At 53.6% G+C, this 18,162-nt stretch carries 18 protein-coding genes and 1 pseudogene; all 19 read left to right on the top strand.

What is annotated here, in order from left to right:
- Positions 1-11: 11 nt before the first annotated feature.
- The 19 genes and pseudogenes from cdaA to GJQ69_RS03130 all read left to right on the top strand — a co-directional run bounded on the left by cdaA (position 12) and on the right by GJQ69_RS03130 (position 18,106).
- Positions 12-896 (top strand): diadenylate cyclase CdaA, encoded by an 885-nt coding sequence (cdaA, locus tag GJQ69_RS03045; protein WP_174192897.1) that lies wholly within the window; start codon positions 12-14, stop codon positions 894-896.
- Positions 886-2,205 carry a CdaR family protein gene (locus GJQ69_RS03050; RefSeq protein ID WP_086036166.1) on the top strand — a complete coding sequence of 440 codons (1,320 nt, stop codon included), beginning with the start codon at positions 886-888 and terminating at the stop codon, positions 2,203-2,205. The genes cdaA and GJQ69_RS03050 overlap by 11 nt, the downstream gene beginning before the upstream one ends.
- 222 nt (positions 2,206-2,427) lie before the next feature.
- Positions 2,428-4,485, top strand: a complete 2,058-nt coding sequence (recJ, locus tag GJQ69_RS03055) for a single-stranded-DNA-specific exonuclease RecJ (RefSeq protein WP_157658966.1) — start codon at positions 2,428-2,430, stop codon at positions 4,483-4,485.
- A gap of 88 nt (positions 4,486-4,573) precedes the next feature.
- On the top strand, positions 4,574-6,697 hold the full coding sequence (locus GJQ69_RS03060; RefSeq protein ID WP_086036870.1) for a RelA/SpoT family protein: 2,124 nt from the start codon (positions 4,574-4,576) through the stop codon (positions 6,695-6,697).
- 97 nt (positions 6,698-6,794) lie between these two features.
- The gene (locus GJQ69_RS03065) at positions 6,795-7,430 is read left to right on the top strand and encodes an MBL fold metallo-hydrolase (RefSeq protein WP_086036161.1); all 636 of its coding nucleotides are present in this window, start codon (positions 6,795-6,797) and stop codon (positions 7,428-7,430) included.
- The gene (gene hemZ / locus GJQ69_RS03070) at positions 7,414-8,889 is read left to right on the top strand and encodes a coproporphyrinogen dehydrogenase HemZ (RefSeq protein ID WP_086036158.1); all 1,476 of its coding nucleotides are present in this window, start codon (positions 7,414-7,416) and stop codon (positions 8,887-8,889) included. The genes GJQ69_RS03065 and hemZ overlap by 17 nt, the downstream gene beginning before the upstream one ends.
- On the top strand, positions 8,867-9,826 hold the full coding sequence (locus tag GJQ69_RS03075) for a uridine kinase family protein (protein ID WP_157658965.1): 960 nt from the start codon (positions 8,867-8,869) through the stop codon (positions 9,824-9,826). Before hemZ ends, GJQ69_RS03075 begins: the two co-directional genes overlap by 23 nt.
- 97 nt (positions 9,827-9,923) lie before the next feature.
- The gene (locus GJQ69_RS03080; RefSeq protein ID WP_174192899.1) at positions 9,924-10,427 is read left to right on the top strand and encodes a zinc ribbon domain-containing protein; all 504 of its coding nucleotides are present in this window, start codon (positions 9,924-9,926) and stop codon (positions 10,425-10,427) included.
- Positions 10,428-10,555: 128 nt separating this feature from the next.
- The gene (locus tag GJQ69_RS03085) at positions 10,556-12,298 is read left to right on the top strand and encodes a putative polysaccharide biosynthesis protein (protein ID WP_174192901.1); all 1,743 of its coding nucleotides are present in this window, start codon (positions 10,556-10,558) and stop codon (positions 12,296-12,298) included.
- Positions 12,299-12,344: 46 nt separating this feature from the next.
- A complete protein-coding gene (gene mazG / locus GJQ69_RS03090; protein WP_086036150.1) occupies positions 12,345-13,034 on the top strand; it encodes a nucleoside triphosphate pyrophosphohydrolase in 690 nt (229 codons plus the stop codon).
- A gap of 19 nt (positions 13,035-13,053) precedes the next feature.
- Positions 13,054-13,329, top strand: coding sequence for an HU family DNA-binding protein (locus tag GJQ69_RS03095; protein WP_086036148.1), 276 nt, complete (start codon positions 13,054-13,056; stop codon positions 13,327-13,329).
- 211 nt (positions 13,330-13,540) lie between these two features.
- Positions 13,541-13,960 carry a YjdF family protein gene (locus GJQ69_RS03100; RefSeq protein ID WP_086036146.1) on the top strand — a complete coding sequence of 140 codons (420 nt, stop codon included), beginning with the start codon at positions 13,541-13,543 and terminating at the stop codon, positions 13,958-13,960.
- Between the two features lie 40 nt (positions 13,961-14,000).
- Positions 14,001-14,246, top strand: coding sequence for an RNA-binding S4 domain-containing protein (locus GJQ69_RS03105; RefSeq protein WP_086036143.1), 246 nt, complete (start codon positions 14,001-14,003; stop codon positions 14,244-14,246).
- Between the two features lie 60 nt (positions 14,247-14,306).
- On the top strand, positions 14,307-14,603 hold the full coding sequence (yabP, locus tag GJQ69_RS03110) for a sporulation protein YabP (RefSeq protein WP_086036141.1): 297 nt from the start codon (positions 14,307-14,309) through the stop codon (positions 14,601-14,603).
- Positions 14,604-14,626: 23 nt separating this feature from the next.
- Positions 14,627-14,860: pseudogene (gene yabQ, locus GJQ69_RS09905) on the top strand (spore cortex biosynthesis protein YabQ); the annotation flags it as partial.
- A 268-nt stretch (positions 14,861-15,128) separates the two neighbouring features.
- Positions 15,129-15,437 (top strand): FtsB family cell division protein, encoded by a 309-nt coding sequence (locus GJQ69_RS09750; RefSeq protein ID WP_086036135.1) that lies wholly within the window; start codon positions 15,129-15,131, stop codon positions 15,435-15,437.
- A 39-nt stretch (positions 15,438-15,476) separates the two neighbouring features.
- Positions 15,477-15,971 carry a S1 RNA-binding domain-containing protein gene (locus GJQ69_RS03120; RefSeq protein WP_086036133.1) on the top strand — a complete coding sequence of 165 codons (495 nt, stop codon included), beginning with the start codon at positions 15,477-15,479 and terminating at the stop codon, positions 15,969-15,971.
- Between the two features lie 112 nt (positions 15,972-16,083).
- Positions 16,084-17,250, top strand: coding sequence for an amidohydrolase (locus GJQ69_RS03125; RefSeq protein WP_174192905.1), 1,167 nt, complete (start codon positions 16,084-16,086; stop codon positions 17,248-17,250).
- A gap of 16 nt (positions 17,251-17,266) precedes the next feature.
- Complete coding sequence (locus GJQ69_RS03130) at positions 17,267-18,106, top strand: fumarate hydratase (RefSeq protein ID WP_086036128.1); 840 nt, start codon at positions 17,267-17,269, stop codon at positions 18,104-18,106.
- The last annotated feature ends 56 nt before the right edge of the window (positions 18,107-18,162 follow it).

Genomic DNA, 18,162 nt, shown 5'->3' on the forward strand with positions numbered 1-18,162 from the left:
GAGGGACCGCCGTGGGTCAGCTGGCGATTTTCTGGGGAAATATACAGAATGCGTTCAGTAATTTCCGCGTACAGGACATAATCGACATTCTGTTGGTTACTTTTGTCATTTACAGTGCAATCAAATTCATGAGGGAAACCCGTGCCGGTCAGCTGGTCAAAGGCATCCTGATTATTTTGGCTGTATGGGTGGGTGCGAATGTACTGCAGCTGTATATGATGAAAACACTCTTCACGTATGTTATCCAGTATGGGCTGGTATGTCTGTTTGTGGTCTTTCAGCCGGAACTGCGCAGTGCGCTGGAGAAAATGGGACGCGGTCACCACGGCGGCCTGCGTGCGCTGATGAGCGGGCGCAGCACGGTTGACCAAGAGGTGCAGGAACAGTGGCGGCGTGGTATCCGCGCGGTTGTGGCAGCCTGTGATAGTATGTCCAAAAGCAAAACCGGTGCCCTCATTGTCATGGAGCGTGAAACCAAGCTTGGCGACATTATAGATACCGGTACCATCATTAACGCAGTGCCCAGTGTTCCCATCATCTGCAATATTTTTTTCAATAAGGCGCCCCTGCACGACGGTGCCATGATTGTTCGGGATGGAATGCTGTATGCGGCCGGCTGTATTTTGCCGCTGACAAAGCGCAACAATGATGTGGCCATTGAGCTTGGCACCCGTCACCGTGCCGCGATTGGCATGAGTGAAAATTCGGACGCGGTTGTCATTGTTGTTTCCGAGGAGATAGGCCAGATTTCCATTGCCCTGGGCGGGACTATTACCCGCAACTATACGCGTGAGTCCCTGCAGAATGAGCTAAACAGTCTGCTGCTGGAACCCGAAAGTACTCGGGACCGGGGATCGTTCTTTGCTTCTATTAGGAGGACGAAAAATGAAAAATAAAAATAAAGAAAAAATAAAACGCCCACAGAAGAAAAACGGATACAAAAAGCTGAATGGCCTGTTCTACAACAACAAATTCGTCTTGATTCTATCACTGGTACTGGCGGTTTTTCTGTGGCTTGTGCTGGCCTGCAATGACACCGAGCATTTCCCGAAGCGCATCAATGAGATTCCCATCAATGTCCGCCTTCCGGATGAGGCACAGCAGCAGGGGCTGACAGTTTATTCGCCCAGCAAAACAGATACCGCTTCCGTCACCATAACTGGCAACACCCTTTCAGTCAGTCAGGTGCGCAGCAAGGACCTGGAAGTAGTGCCGGCCAGCGTGGCACAGATTACCGCGCCCGGCGACTATAGGGTAATGCTGATTGGCAAGAACATCAGTGCGCTTTCCAACTTTAGCTTCAGCAAAATTTATCCGTCTGAGTGGACGATTCATGTGGACCGCGCGGCAAAGAAAACGTTCTCTATCCACATGCCTGCCAATATGTATAAAATCGACACTTCCGGCTACTACAGCCCCGGTCCCACTGCGGATACGGAAAATGTGACCATTTCCGGCCCGCAGACGGAGGTTTCCAAAATTGACCACGTGTCCGTTGACTACAGCGGCAGCAATACCGTGCTGACGGATACCAAAACTTTTGCGGCACCACTGGTGCTGTACGATGCTTCCGGCAAGACCATTGTGCCGGACCAGTACCTTACTATGAGTGTGAACCAGGTAAATGTCACCATTCAGGTGCAGCCAAAAAAGACAGTGAAAGTTCTGCCGACTTTTACAAACCAGCCTGCTGGGCTGAAATTGGACGCGGACAGCGCCTTCACAGTCAGTCCGGCCAGCATTTCGATTGCCGGGCCAAAGGATACCATTTCTAAAATTACAGAAGTCAGTTTGGAAGCGATTGACTTTTCACAGGTTAATACCACCCACAACAGCTTTAACCAGCAGATTTCACAGATGCCAAGCGGCTGTACGAATCTAAGCAGCAGCGCCACGGCGCAGGTTACACTGAAAAACATGAGTCAGTACACCAGCAAAGACTTTACCGTTACGGCCTTTACCAAGATGAATGTTCCCTCCGGAATGAAGACAGAGGTGGAAACCAAGTCGCTTAACATCAGCATTATCGGCAAAGCAAGTGATATTGCCACCCTGACGGCGAGCAATATCACAGCGGCGGTGGATTTTTCGAATATTCAGCAGGCCGGTACGACGAATGCACCGGTATCCATTAAAATCGGCGGCGACAAAACCTGCTGGGCCTACGGAACTTACCAGGTAGGCGTTACGCTGACAAAATCGTAGCCTTTTAGAAAATTTTTCGGCAGCCGGATAAGGGCATTTCATTCTGCCTGTACCGGCTGCCTTTTTCATACTGCCACATACCGAATTTGCCGGAAAACATTGATTATTGTGGATTGAAATGATAAAATAATATATTATACATCATTTATCGTTATGAATAAATGGTTACAGAATAGAGAAAATGCCCGGATTTTTCGGGCAGAAAGAACGGGTGAACTTCTTTTGGCACTCAAAAAATGGGTCGTTGCTTCCATCGACCGCCGTGCGGCGCGCCAGCTTTCCCAGCAGACTGGCATTCCGGCGGTGACGGCGGCATTACTGCAGTCACGTGGCTGCAGTACACCGCAGCAGGCCGCGGACCAGATTAATGGGGCACCGCTGAGTGACCCGCTTCGTTTAAAAGACATGGACCGGGCTGTTCAGCGCATTCAAAAGGCCATTGATTCCTTTGAAAAAGTGACTGTTTATGGCGACTATGATGCCGACGGTGTTACTGCCACTGCCATTTTATATTCCTATTTGGAGTCCAGCGGTGCAAATGTTTCTTTTTACATTCCGGACCGAGAAAAAGAAGGCTATGGGCTGAATATGGCCGCAGTGGACAAGTTGCATGAGCGGCAGGTGGACCTGCTCATTACCGTAGACAACGGCATTTCTTCCCTGCCGGAAGTGGAGCACGCGCGGGAACTGGGCATAGACGTCGTCATTACGGATCATCATCGGTCACGTCCGGAGCTGCCGCAGGCACAGGCCGTAGTGGACCCGTTTCGGCCGGACGATACCAGTGAAGACAAATGTCTGTGCGGTGCGGGACTGGCCTTTAAACTGGTGCAGGCACTGGAGGGGGAGGACTCCGACCAGCAGCTCCTGCTGGAAACTTATGCGGACCTTTTGACCATTGGAACCGTGGGAGATGTTGTGCCGCTGACGGGTGAAAACCGGACGTTTTTGCGGACTGGCCTTCGTTTGCTGCCGCAGACGGATCGTCCCGGTCTGCGTGCACTGCTGGAAAAAGCGGGTTTGGAAGACCGCGAGCTGACAGCGGAAAATATTGCTTTTGGCATTGTGCCGCGCATCAACGCGTGCGGACGCATCGGTTCGCCGGACCGCGCGGTCCGGCTGCTTTTAAGTGAGGACCCGGATGAAGCCTGCCTGCTGGCGGCAGATATTTGTGACGACAATGATTACCGCAAGCAGCTGGAGGCGGAAATTTATGAAAGTGCCCTGCAGCAGCTGCAGCAGGAACCGGACCGTCTATTGGACCGAGTGTTGGTTGTAGAAGGACGCGGCTGGCATACAGGTGTCATCGGAATCGTTGCCAGCCGCCTAACGGAAACATTTGGCAAGCCAAGCATTGTCCTTTCGTGCGGCAATCATGAAGCAAAAGGCTCCGGACGCAGTGTGGAGGGCTTTTCTCTGTTTCAAGCCATCAGTGCCTGCGCGGACCTGCTGACAAAATTCGGCGGGCACGCCATGGCCGCCGGCATGACCATGCCGGCGGAAAACACGGCGGAATTCCGCCGGCGCATCAACGCCTACGCCGCATCACAGGGGACTATGCCTGTGCCGGTGCTGCAGCTGGACGGCGTGCTGAAACCGGCCCGTATTTCCCTGGAGCTGCCGCACGCGGCCGACCTATTGCAGCCGTTTGGCACTGGAAACCCAAAGCCGCTGTACGGTCTGTTTGGAGTGCGCCTGCAGGAAATTCAGCCGGTCGGCGGCGGAAAACATCTGCGGCTGGTTTGTTCGGCCGGCGGAGTACGGCTTCGCTGTATGAAATTTGGTATGGAACTATCCGCTTTTCCTTATCACCCGGGGGACATGTTGGATCTTGCAGTGGAACTCATCGGTGATGTATATAACGGCCGAGAAACGCTTTCGATTATCGTGCGGGACATGAAACTGTCCGGCTGTGATGAAGAAGCACTGCTGAAGGGACGGGAGCTGTTTGAAAAAGCCAAGCGCGGTGACCCGCTGACGACAGAAGAGTTTGACAGCCTTTCACCGGACCGTGCTGCCTGTGCTGGTCTGTACCGCACACTGCGTGCGTGCGGCGGCTACCGCGGTGGTGCGGAGGGCGTGTCTGCCCTTGGCAAAATGCCATTTGCCCGCCTGCTGGTTTGTCTGGAGCTTTTTCAGGAACATGGGCTGGTTGAGGCACAGGCATTTGGTACACAATATACCGTAACCATGTGTACGGTCAAAGGGAAAGTGGATTTATCAGACAGCGGTTTTCTGCGCGGATTGCGGGCGCAGGTTCAGATGGTCCCGCAGACTTGAGAGGAGATGGAGAAACACTGTGGAGAGTACGGAAAATACATACGATGATTTAACAGCGCTTTTGTCACAGAGCGAGCACGACTATGATATGGAACTTATCCGCCGAGCATATGATTTGGCCCTTTCTGCACATGGCGACCAGAAGCGTCTTTCCGGCGCTCCCTATATTTCTCATCCGGTTGCCGTAGCGTGCATTTTGGTACAGCTCGGTATGGACAGCGAGAGCGTGGCGGCCGGTTTACTGCATGACGTGGTGGAGGACACCAAGGTCAGTTTGGAGGAACTGCGCCGCCTGTTCGGTCCGGAGATTGCCGGTCTGGTGGACGGTGTTACGAAAATCACAAAGATGGGACTGATCCCGTACAAATCCCGCGAGGTACAGCAGGCGGAAAATCTCCGCAAGATGCTGATTGCCATGAGCGAGGATATCCGCGTTATCATCATCAAGCTGGCGGACCGCCTGCACAATATGCGCACGGCCTGCTATTGGGGACCGGAAAAACAGCGGGAAAAAGCACTGGAAAGCATGGAGGTCTATGCGCCGATTGCGCACCGGCTTGGTATTCGTGCCATTAAAGAAGAGCTGGAGGACCTTTCCCTGCGGGTACTGGACCCCTATGCCTATAAAGAGATTGAAAGCAGTCTGGCACTGCGGCGGGAAGAGCGGACTGCGTTTATTGAAAAGACAAAGAAAATCGTTCAGGACCGCGTTGCGGAAACGATTCCCAACGTCTATGTTTCCGGCCGTGTAAAGAGCATCAACGGCATTTACCGGAAGATGTTTATACAGGGCAAGAATATGGACGAAATTTATGATATTTATGCGGTGCGCGTCATTGTGGATACCGTTAATGACTGCTACAACGTGCTGGGCATTGTACACGATATGTTCCGGCCGCTGCCAAACCGCTTTAAGGACTATATTTCCACCCCAAAACCGAATATGTATCAGTCCCTGCATACAACGGTCATCGGCAAAGACGGCATTCCTTTTGAAATTCAGATACGCACATGGGAAATGCACCACACTGCCGAGTACGGCATTGCCGCCCACTGGAAGTACAAACTGGGTATGACGGACGGCCATCATTCTCACGACAGCATGGAAAAGCGTTTGGAATGGATTCGGCAAATCCTGGAAGAACAGAAAAATTCGGCGGACGCTACGGACCTAATCCGCACCATCAAGTCAGACCTGACGCCGGACGAGGTGTATGTCTTTACGCCGCGCGGAGATGTCATTGACCTGCCTTCCGGCAGCACCGTCATTGATTTTGCCTATGCCATTCACAGTGAAATCGGCAACCGTATGGTCGGCGCGAAGGTAGACAAACGCATGGCGCCGCTGACTACCCAGCTGAAAACCGGCGAAATCGTTGATATTATCACCAGCAAAGAGGCACGTGGTCCCAGCCGTGACTGGCTGAAAACTGTCAAGACCAGCGAGGCGCGAAATAAAATACGCACATGGTTTAAGCGGGAAAAGCGCGACGAAAATATCATGGAGGGCCGCAGTGAACTGGAGCGGGAACTGAAGCACAACGGTGTTGTGCTTTCAGCGGAAGAGCAGGAGCTGCTGCTGATTCGGCTTGGCAGCAAACAGAACTGTGCCACGGTGGACGACGTTTACGCAGCAATTGGATACGGTGGTATTCAGCTGTGGAAAATGATGCCGCGAATTCGGGAAGAATACCTAAAGACACATCATCCGGAACCACCGAAGGAACTGGTCAGCCATGCCCAGCCTGCTGCCCGCAAGGCGGCCAGCGGCGTCATTGTAGAGGGTATGGGTGACTGCCTTATTAAGTTTGCCCGCTGTTGTAACCCGCTGCCCGGGGACGATATTATCGGCTTTATTACACGCGGATACGGCGTTTCCATTCATAAAAAATCCTGCCGCAATGTTCCGCACCCGATTGCCAGTGCAAGCGAGCCGGAACGCTGGGTTGCTGCCCACTGGGCCGGTGATGTGCGCGAGGAGTTCCAGACAACACTGGAGATTTTGGCCAACGACCGTTCCGGCTTGCTGGCAGATGTGACACAGCAGCTGTACAATATGCGTTTGTTTATTCACTCGCTGAACTCCCGTGAACTGAAGGACGGACGTGCGGTTATCTCCGCTGGTATTACCGTAAACGGACTGGACCAGCTACAAAGCATCATCGGTCGTCTGCAGGCGGTAAAGGGTGTAGAATCCATCCGCCGCACATGATTCCCGGCTTTTTTACGGTTCGTTTGCAATTCTTTCATATTTTTCGCATAACATATAAAGTGCAGCCGCGGGCTGCCAGAAATCGAGGAGGTACCTCATGCGGATTCAGTGCATTCCCGGTGGTATGATTCCCACCAACTGTTACCTGCTGACGGACAACGCCACCGGAGAAACCGCTATTATTGACCCCGGTTTTTATGATGCGCAGCTGAAAGATGCCGTCAAGCAGAAAAATGTTTCCATGATTTTGCTGACGCACGGCCACTTTGACCATACACTGGGGGTAGGTCCTCTAGCAGCGCAGACGGGTGCAAAAATCTATATGTATAAAGATGAAGCGGACTTTATCGGCAATCCGCTCAACAGTCTAAGCAGTATGGCCATGTGCACCATTCCCACCTATCAGCCGGACGTCCTGCTGAAGGACGGTCAGACGCTGACACTTGGCAGTCTTACAATTCGGGTACTGCATACACCGGGCCACACACACGGCGGCTGCTGTTTCCTAGTAGGGGATGCCTTGTTCTCCGGCGATACCGTTATGTGCGGAACGGTGGGCCGCACGGATTTCCCAACAGGCAGCTTTTCGGATATTCTCGCTTCCGCACAGCGGCTGCGCGACCTGCCCGGCGAGTGGCGGGTGCTGCCCGGACATGAGTTCGAAACAAAGCTTAGCTGGGAACGAAAGAATAATCCCTATATGGAAGCCGGTCAAAATGGATTTAATACTTGAAAATAACGCCTATCATTATGAACTGGAAAAACTCTGCCGTCTGTTTTATCCGGAAGAACCTATCCGCGTTATGGAGGATGGCACACTGCCGCCGAATCCAGCACCGCTGACTGCTGTTGCCCGTGTGGAGAAAACAGGGAACAGTGTACAGCTGAAAGCTAGCCTGTCGGAAGGCAAAGCGGTTTTGCGGGCGGAGCGCGCCTATGAGCCCGGCCTTTTCGGTGACCAAAATCCAGAACGGCAGCTGGCGGAGCTTTTGTACGGCTTGCTGGTTCAAAAAACTGGCTTTACGCCGCGCTGGGGTATTCTGACGGGTATTCGGCCGGTAAAAATGCTGCACAGCCTGATAGACCGTTGGGGACAGGACAAAGCGCTGCAGATTTTTATGGACGCATATCATGTCAGCCGTCAGAAAACGCGCCTGGCACTGCTTACCCTGCACAAAGAGAGCAGCATCTTGGCACAGAAAAAGCCAAACGGCTTCAGTCTGTATATCGGCATTCCGTTTTGTCCCAGCCGGTGTGCGTACTGTTCATTTGTGTCGATGTCCGTTGAAAAAACCATGCAGCTGATTCCCGACTATGTAACCTGCCTGTGCCGAGAAATTCGTGCGGCAGGCAGGGTGGCAAAAGGACTGGGCCTTGTCCTGCAGGCGGTATATATGGGCGGCGGAACACCGACAACGCTTTCTGCGGAGCAGATGGACGCGGTTCTGGCAGCCGTGCAAGATTCGTTTGATTTATCTGCCTGCCGAGAAGTGACAGTAGAAGCCGGACGGCCGGACACCGTTACACCGGAAAAGCTGCGTGGTCTGCGCCGCCGCGGTGTAACACGCATCAGCATCAACCCGCAGACCATGCAGGAAAAGGTGCTGCAGGCGATTGGCCGCCGTCATACGGTACAGCAGGTGCTGGACGCCTTTGCCATGGCCCGCGAGGCAGAGTTTGACAATATCAATATGGATTTAATTGCCGGCCTGCCGCTGGACACACCGGAAACGTTTGCCGATACGGTGGACCGCGTGTGTGCCCTTGGCCCCGAAAGCATTACCGTACACACACTGGCCCTCAAGCGTGCGTCCCGCATCTTTCAGCAGGGGGAGCAGCGCGCTTCCGGTGCGATGGTTGCACAGATGCTGGATTATGCCGGCCAAAAACTGCTTTCCGGCGGCTGGCAGCCGTACTATCTGTACCGTCAAACACGCATTTTGGGTGGTTTGGAAAATGTCGGCTTTGCCAAACCGGGATTCGAGGATTTTTACAATACCGTTATTATGGATGAAAGCCAAACCATTCTGGCCTGCGGTGCGGGTGCAGGCAGCAAAATCTGTGCACCGGACGGACGGCTTACCCGTGTGTATAATTTCAAGTATCCTTATGAGTATATTACGCGCCATAAGGAAATACTGGAGCGGAAAGAAAAGGTGGAACAGATTTATGAAACATTTGCGCACACCTGAATATGTACGATTCAACAATAATTTAGAGGACATCAACCATATGGCACAGCGGGACCCGGCCCATTTGGTGGCACTTGCAGACCGGCATTTTCATAAAAGTGTGCAGGACGTTGCCAAAAAGACCATTGCGCGCGGCTGCCGGGTCGTTTTGCTGGCCGGGCCGAGCAGCAGCGGAAAAACGACAACTGCCCACCTGCTTTCGGATGCACTGTGCCAGTTGGGACATGAAACACAGATAATTTCTCTGGATGATTTCTACCATCCGGAGGAGGAAGCGCCTCGGCGGGAGGACGGCACCCAGGACTTTGAATGTCTGGAAGCACTTCGGGTAGACTATATTCAGAAGTGCCTGCATGATTTGGCTACCTCCAACAGCTGCGAAGTGCCGGAATTTGATTTTGTGCATCATCGTCCTGCCCAGCAGACACGGCATCTAAGCCTTTCCCCGGACGGCATTGCCATTATCGAGGGGCTTCATGCGCTGAACCCAATTTTAACGAAGGACCTGCCGCGCGGCAGTACAGAATGTGTGTATATCAATGTCAAACAGAATATATGCACGCGGTCCGAAGTTTTGCTGGAAGCAAAGGAAGTACGCATGATTCGCCGCATTGTGCGGGATTATAACTTCCGCGGCACTTCCCCCGAGCGGACGCTGAAAATGTGGGATTCGGTTATGGAGGGCGAACGCAGGTATATTGCACCTTTCCGTGCCGGTGCTGACTTCACCATCAATTCCCTGCATGCCTACGAGCTGGGGGCTTTGCGCAATCAGGCGTTGATGCTGCTGCGTACAGTGGTGGAGCCGGGCGGTTGGATTGCCGATGAAGTACAGCGCCTGTCCTTTGCGCTGATGCTCTGCACGCCGGTCAGTCCTACACTGCTGCCGCCGACTTCATTGATTCGGGAATTTATCGGTGGAGGGCTGTATTCCTGATAAAATGCGATTTGTCCTTGCTATTTGGTTATAAAGCGTGCTATAATTTCTAAAAAATTATATACAATGTGCAAAAATAAAAAGGAGCGTGACAAGAATGGGCCTGTTCGAAGATATGGTTCTCAACGCAAAGACAGCAGCTTCTGCAGTTGGCAAAAAGGCTAATCAGGTTGTGGATATTTCTAGACTGCGCTTGAGTGCGGCAGATTTAAACAATGAAATCAGCAAGCGTTTCGAGGCGCTGGGACGTGTTGTATACGATGCCCGTAAATCGGGCACTTCTTCTGATGAGCTGGTCGGCGAATGCGTGCTGGCGATTGATGAATTGTATGAGCAGCTGGATGCTGTCAACGAGCAGCTGGCCGCCCACCGCTGCCGTATCACCTGCAGCGCATGTGGCCAGGAAAATCCCGCCAGTGCTGTGTACTGCAGCAAATGCGGCGGAAAGTTGCAGCGGGACGAACCGGTTCCACCGCAGGATGCTCCCGCAGAGGACAGCGCGGTACCGGCTCAGCCGGAAACACCGCCGACAGAGGAAAAACAAGCTGATGAAAAACCCGCGGACGAACAGCCCGCAGGGGAAGACAATCAGCAGGATTGATTTTTTAATATGCTGGAACTGCCGTGCAAACATCTGCACGGCAGTTCTTTTATACCTGTTCGGTCCGGCGGATATTTTCCTGCTTCCGTTCATAGAAATGGAAAAACAGGAGAAACGGAAGTGGCAGGATGAAGCGGAAAAGCCAGAGCTTTTTAAAAGGAGCCGCCGTGCTGGTTGGGGCAGTTATGGTTGTGAAAGTGCTGGGTGCACTTTTTAAAATACCGCTGAGCTGGATTTTAACGCCGGTAGGCAGTGCCTACTTTGGCAGTGCCTATTCGCTGTATTTTCCCATTTACAGTTTGGCGGCAGCCGGCTTCCCCACGGCGGTGGCACGCATGGTCAGCGCCCGCTGCGCACAGGGGCGTTTTCAGGACGTGCGCCGGCTGCAGGGTGTGTCCATACGCTTGTTTACTGGCATTGGTCTGTGTGCGTTTACACTGATGATGGCACTTTCTGTTCCGTATGCACGGCTGGCCGTGCGGACCGGTCCGCAGACAGTTCTGCCAGCAGTGTGGGCGCTGGCGCCGTGTGCCTTTTTCTGCAGCATGATTTCCACCTACCGCGGGCTGTATGAAGGGCTGCGCAATATGACGCCCACAGCGGTTTCGCAAATCATTGAAGCAGCGGGGCGGCTGGTATTCGGCCTTGGTATCTGCGCGGCGCTGGCATCTGCCGCGGCGCGGGAATACGCCGCACACAAAACAGTGTGGGGCGTACCGCAGCCTTCCGCCGAATACGCGCGGCTGGCGGCACTGCCTGCCTGTGCGGCCGGTGCTGTGCTGGGTGTGACGATTGGCAGTATGCTGGCATTTTTCTTTTTGATGATTTACTACCGAAAAAATGGGGATGGTATTACCGACGCAGAACTGCGCCGCTCACCGGAACCGCCAACAAAACGGGTACTGCGCCGGGAACTGCTGCATACGGCCATTCCCATTGCGCTGGGCTCGCTTGCGGTCAACCTTTCCACACTGGTGGACGCTACCCTTCTCAACAGCCGTCTGGATGACCTGATGCACCGTCTGCCGGAAGCTTTGCTGAATTTTTATGGGACACTGCTTCCGCCGGAAGTCGTCCGTATGCACAGTGTCCCGTCATTCCTGTACGGCTGTTACACCAATGCCAACACGCTGTTTATGCTGGTGCCGACCGTGACACAGGCGTTTGCCATGAGTGCGCTGCCCAGTGTGACAGCGGCATGGGCCGGCGGTTCTCATAAAAAGCTGGAAACGTGCGTTCATGCGGTGCTGCGGCTGTCGGCTATGGTGACACTGCCCATGGGACTGGGCCTTTCCGTGATGGGGGAACCGGTCTGCCGGCTGCTGTTCGGTACACAGAACGCACCGGAAATTACCGGACGCATTCTGTCTGTACTGGGTATCGCGTCTATTTTTTCCGCACTGTGCACACCGGTACAAAGTATGCTGCAGGCAGTGGGAAGGGTGGACCTGCCGGTCAAGTTCCTGTTTGCGGGCCTTGCGGTCAAATGCGTTCTCAATTATTTTTTGGTTGGTGACCCACGCTTTCAGGTTATGGGGGCAGCAGTCGGTACACTGGTGTGCTATTTCTTTATTCTGACAGCGTCCCTCATTGCTCTGCGCCGCGCGACAGGGGTGAAACTGCATCTGTTGTCCTACTTTGGCAGGCCGCTGCTGGCCGGGGCACTGACTGCGGTGTCCGCAAGGCTTTTGTGGCGGGTGCTGATGCTCCGTTTGCCGCAGGCCGCAGCAACTCTTCTAGCGATTCTGGGGGCCGTTCTTCTGTACCTTTTGTGTGCCTTTGCATTGGAAATTGTCACAAGAGAGGATATACGCTCGCTGTTCCGGCAGAAATTCCCTAAAAGCCTTGCAAAAAAGGGCCGTATCGTGTAAAATAATAGCGTTCTGGCCTGAATACGGGAAAGAAGGGGTTCCTGCTGTGGCGTTTCAGCAAAAAAACCGGTATGATTTAAAAGACCTGCGCCGCATTATCGAGATTCTGCGCGCGCCGGGCGGTTGTCCGTGGGACCGTGCGCAAGACCATCACTCTATCCGCAATGATTTTATTGAGGAAACGTATGAGGCGGTCGAGGCGATTGACCGAGAGGACAGCACCCTTCTGCGGGAAGAACTGGGCGATGTCCTGTTTCAAGTTTTGTTCCACTGTCAGCTGGAGCAGGAAGCTGGCCGTTTTTCGTTCGATGACATTGTAGACGGCGTAGCCAAAAAAATGATTGTGCGCCACCCGCATGTTTTCGGAACCGTAAAGGTCAGCAGTATGTCTCAACTCCTGCAGAACTGGGATGCAATTAAAGAAAAAACCAAAAAACAAACCAGTCAGACAGAGGTCCTGCGCAGTGTTTCACCTGCGCTGCCGTCGCTGATGCGTGCGGCAAAAATACAGAAAAAGGCACAAAAAGCCGGTTACCCGCCGGAGCAGCCACCGCAGAAGGCTGTTTCTCGGCAGGAGGCAGGTGAACTGCTTTTGCAGGCGGTGCGTACGGTGCATGCCGCAGGGCTGGAGCCGGAGCAGGTGCTGCAGGAAGCGACCGAATCCTATATTGACTCTTTTTCACAATGGGAGGCAGCGCAGACATTGCAAAAGCCGACCAGTGAAGACAGGAAATGACAAATGGAGGAAACGTAAAATGAATAAAACAGAACTTATCAATGCTGTTGCAGAGAAAACTGCTGTATCTAAAAAAGATACTGAAAATATTATCAATGCTGCTATCAGCTCCATCATCGAAACAGTCGCCGACGAAGAAAAGGTACAGCTGGCAGGCTTCGGCACTTTTGAGTGCCGCAACCGCAGCGCACGGCAGGGCCGTGACCCCCGCACCAATACGACCATTGAGATTCCAGCTTCCAAGGCACCGGCATTCAAGGCTGGCAAGGCATTTAAGGACGCTGTGAATAAGTAAGGTCCAACAGGATGGTATGGGCAGCTTACCGGCATTGAACGGGGGCTGCCTTTTTGCTTTCTGAACAGGACATATAAAAAGTTATAAATCATGTACAACAGCAGAGATAAAAACACGGTCCGGTTGGTAGTCCGGGCGCGGCTGTGACCGTCAGTAACCTGCCTCCTTGGTTGTCCTTTCTCCGCTTTCTATATTTAAGGAGGCAAGTTTTATGGAACAGATTGTATCACGGCTGACTGTTTTTTTCGAGGATCCATTTTGGGTGGGTGTATGCGAGCACAGTGACAGCGGCGGCTATGGTGTCTGCCGCGTTGTGTTTGGCGCGGAGCCGAAGGACTATGAGGTTTACGACAAGGTGATCTGCGGCTATTGCCGTTTGCGGTACGGACATACAGCCCTTGCTGCCGAAGACAGCACCGAAAAGCGAAACCCGAAGCGGATGCAGCGGGAAGCCGCCCGGCAGATGAAGGTCCGCGGCATCAGCACAAAAGCGCAGCAGGCACTGAAGCTCCAACAGGAGCAGGGCAAAGCGGCGCGCAGGGTGAAGAGCCGCGCACAGAAAGAAGCCGAAAAAGAGCGCCGGTTTCTGCTGCACCAAGAAAAACGCCGGGAAAAGAAAAAAGGCCGGTGATCTTTCAACAAATTCGTTCCGGAAAGGGGAAAATCTTTTTATGCGTCTGGATAAATTTTTAAAAGTATCCCGTATCATTAAACGCCGTACGGTGGCAAATGAAGCCTGTGACGCCGGCCGGGTGTTGGCAAACGGCCGGTCGGCTCGTGCTTCCTACGATGTGAAGGTCGGCGACAAGCTGGAAATCACATTGGGCGGCCGCGCAGTTAAGGCGGAAGTGCTCAGTGTTGACGAGCACGCCACCAAGGACAGCGCAGCTTCTATGTACCGGATTCTGGAAGAATAGAGAATAGCCAGTCGCCGCGGCGCATATACCTTTTTGTATGAATCAGGAGGTGAATGCGCCATGTACGACGAAAAACGGGAAGAAAAAAGTCCTTCCTCTGCAAAATCACCGCATATTCTTACGCTGGAAAACCGGCATCAGCTGCGTGCAACCGGCGTTTCCAATGTCGACAGTTTTGATGAGCAGACGGTGGTCGTCTACACGTCACTGGGACAGCTGGTTGTACGGGGGGAAGAACTGCAGATTGAAAAGCTGAATGTGGAGACAGGCGAGCTGACTCTGACCGGCACGGTCGCTTCCATGACCTATGTGGGCGACGAAAAGCGCGGCAGGCCTTTGTCGCGCCTGTTCCGGTAGTGGATGCCACCGGCAGCCAGAATGTGCTGGCGTTTTTGCTTTTTGTCCTGCTGGGAGCAGCGCTGGCGGCAGTCTGGTGTTTCCTGCGTGCTGTGCGTATACAAATGCGCGAAAAGGCTGTATTCTGCATTGTGCTGGAGGCGGCTTTCGGTGTGCTGTGCGCGGTGTGCATCAAGCTGCTGGCACTCGGCGTTTATTGGGGTGAAATCCGCGGATTCCTGTTGATTGGGGCCGGGCTGGGCTTTTGGGCTGTTTACGAAACAGTGGGCAGGCTGCTGACGTTCCTTGTGGGCGGTATTCTGCGCTTTTTGGTGCGCTTCCTTCTGCGTCCGCTGGGAAAGCTGCTGTGCTGGATTTTGCGTATGCTGACAAAACTGCTGGAGGTTCCAATAAAGTTTGTCAGGAAAGTAGCACTTTGGGTAAAATGTGCCTTGAAATCTGCCCATCGGTTCGTGTATAATAAAAAATGTGCAAAAAGAACTGTGAAAAACAGAAAACTTGCAGAACGCAGGATGGTGAGGTTGCATGGAAAAACACCGCACGCAAAAAAAGCCGCGCCAAAAGCGCAGCGTCCTTCTGACGCTGGCGCTGGTCGTGTTCTGTGTGTATATGCTAGCGGCTATCGTCAACCAGCGAATGCAGATAAGCAGCCAAAAAGCAAAACTGCAGAGCATTCAGGCAGAAATACAGGTACAAGAAATAAAAAACAGCGACGTTCGCCATGAGCTGCAAAGCCAGGGTGCCAGCAGTGAATATGTTGCGCGTATCGCCCGCGAAAGCCTGAACATGGCCAAAGCAGGAGAGAGAATCTTCATCTGTCCGGGCGGCGACTGACCGCCGACAGAAAATTTTGAAGGAGGAACAAAGAGTTTTATGCAGCTTGAGGTAGGTACTGTTGTGGAAGGCAAGGTCACCGGAATTACGAGTTTCGGTGCGTTTGTGGAACTTCCTACCGGCCAAACCGGCATGGTTCATATTTCCGAAATTGCGCCCACGTTTGTGCGCGAAATTCGTGATTTTGTTTCGGTGGGGCAGACCGTCAAGGTGAAAATCCTGAATATCGGTGAGAATAATAAAATCAGCCTTTCCATGAAACAGGTGGAAGGGCAGAATTTGGGCGGAAACAACCATCGGCCGCCACAGCAGCAGCAGGGAGGCCGCCCGCGCCAGCAGCACCACCGCAAGCCGGAACCGCAGCAGCATCGCCCAGGCAACTTCGAGTGGCAGCCGCGCCGCAATGAACCAGCTGATTTTGAAGATATGATGACACACTTTAAGCAGACAAGCGATGAAAAAATATCGGACTTAAAAAAGACACTGGAAGGTAAGCACGGCGGATATTCCCGCCGCGGCAATGGCTTCCACTGACTCTATGTTCCTTTTAAGGCAGCATCTGCACAGGGGCAGGTTTTGTTCCCGCGTGCCGCGATGCGGCCTTTTTTATTGCTGCTTTGCAGAAAATACAGGAGGATAAGCATACATGCTGTTTATCAATGCAAACATACATACCATGGAAGGCACTCCGATAGGGGGCGGGTGGCTGCAGACAAAGGGCGGCGTTATCGCCGGCATGGGACCGATGGCCGATGTCCCGTCGGGAGAAAAGACGTATGACTGCTGTGGTGCGGATATGTACCCCGGCTTTATGGACGCTCACACGCATCTCGGCATGATGGAGGATGGGCTGACCTTTGAGGGAGACGACCTCAATGAGGATACGGACCCCACCACACCGCAGCTGCGCGCCATTGATGGCTTAAACCCGCTGGACCGCGACTTTCAGGAAGCCGCCGCCGCCGGTGTGACAACCGTTGTAACCGGACCGGGCAGTGCCAATCCTATCGGCGGCCAAATGGCTGCCATAAAAACCTGCTGCCCGGACGGCTGTATCGACGACAGCATTTTAAAGGCACCGGTTGCCATTAAAATGGCACTGGGTGAAAACCCGAAAGATGTTTACCATGACAAGGACACCGGCCCCGTTACCCGTATGGCAACCGCTGCATTTATTCGGGAAGAGCTGCTGAAAGCACAGCGCTATGAAAAGGAACTGCACCGCAGTGAAGAGGACGAGGATGCGGAGCCGCCGGAATTTGACATGAAGGCAGAGGCACTGCTGCCAGCCCTGCGCGGCGAAACAGAGGTCCATTTCCATGCGCACCGTGCGGACGACATTTTTACGGCCATTCGCATCGGCAAAGAGTTTCATCTGGATTATGTCATTATCCATGGAACGGAAGGGCATCTTATTGCGCCGCGGCTGGCAAAGGAGCACGTGCGTGTGCTGAGCGGCCCGTTCCTTGCGGACCGCAGCAAGCCGGAACTGCGCAGCCAGACACCAGCCTGCCCGGGTATTCTTGCCAAAGCCGGTGTGCAGGTGGCCATCATTACGGACCATTCGGTCATTCCCATTCAGTACCTCCCGCTCTGTGCGGGACTGGCTGTGCGGGAAGGCATGGAACGAGAGGCCGCTCTGCGGGCGATTACCATTGAACCGGCGCGCATCTGCCGGCTGGATAACCGTGTGGGGTCCCTGCGGCAGGGCAAAGACGCGGATTTTTCTCTGTTCGACTGTGACCCGCTTTCCAGCTATTCAAAACCGCTGCTGGTAGTAGAAAACGGCAGCATCGTCTATGAACGCGGCTGACAACGGAGGTACCAACATGAGAGAATTAAATGCCCAGTGCATTACCGACACCATTGCAGAACTCTGCGTCAAAGCCAACCGCAGCCTGCCGACAGACTTGGAAAGCTGTATTCGGGAAAAAGGCCAAGAGGAAAGCAGTCCTATCGGCAAAGCCGTTTTTCAGGACCTGTGTGACAATATGGAAGCCGCCCGCCGACTGTCCATACCGGTGTGTCAGGATACCGGTATGGCGGTCGTCTTTGCGGAAGTTGGGCAGGAGGTACACATCACCGGCAGCTTTGAGGAAGCGGTCAATCGGGGTGTAGCCAAAGGTTATACCGAAGGACTGCTGCGCTGTTCCGTTGCGGCGGACCCAATCCGCCGGGGCAATACTGGTGACAACACACCAGCTATTCTGCACACACGGCTGGTGCCCGGCGACAAGGTGCATCTGACCGTAGCGCCGAAAGGCTTTGGCAGCGAAAATATGAGCCGCTTAAAAATGCTGACGCCAGCCGCCAGCGAAGCGGACATTATCGGCTTCGTGGTGGAAACTGCACGTTTAGCCGGCAGCAATCCCTGCCCGCCCATGGTACTGGGTGTAGGTATCGGCGGCGATTTTGAAAAGTGCGCCGAACTTGCCAAAGAGGCATTGTGCCGTCCGGTTTCAGAAAAGAATCCGGACCCGTATTATGCACAGCTGGAGGAGAAAATGCTGAAGGCTGTCAATGACCTGCACATTGGGCCGCAGGGCTTCGGCGGTGACATTACCTGCCTGTCGCTCGCCATCTGCCAGTTTCCCACACACATTGCGGGGCTGCCGGTGGCTGTGAATGTAGGCTGTCATGTGACACGACACGCTGACGCAGTGCTGTAAAATAGGGAATACCCGCGAATTTATAGATTTTTTGTAAAATTCATAATAAATTTATT

It is taken from the genome of Caproicibacterium lactatifermentans (genome assembly GCF_013315815.1).
GTDB classification, from domain to species: Bacteria; Bacillota; Clostridia; order Oscillospirales; family Acutalibacteraceae; genus Caproicibacterium; species Caproicibacterium lactatifermentans.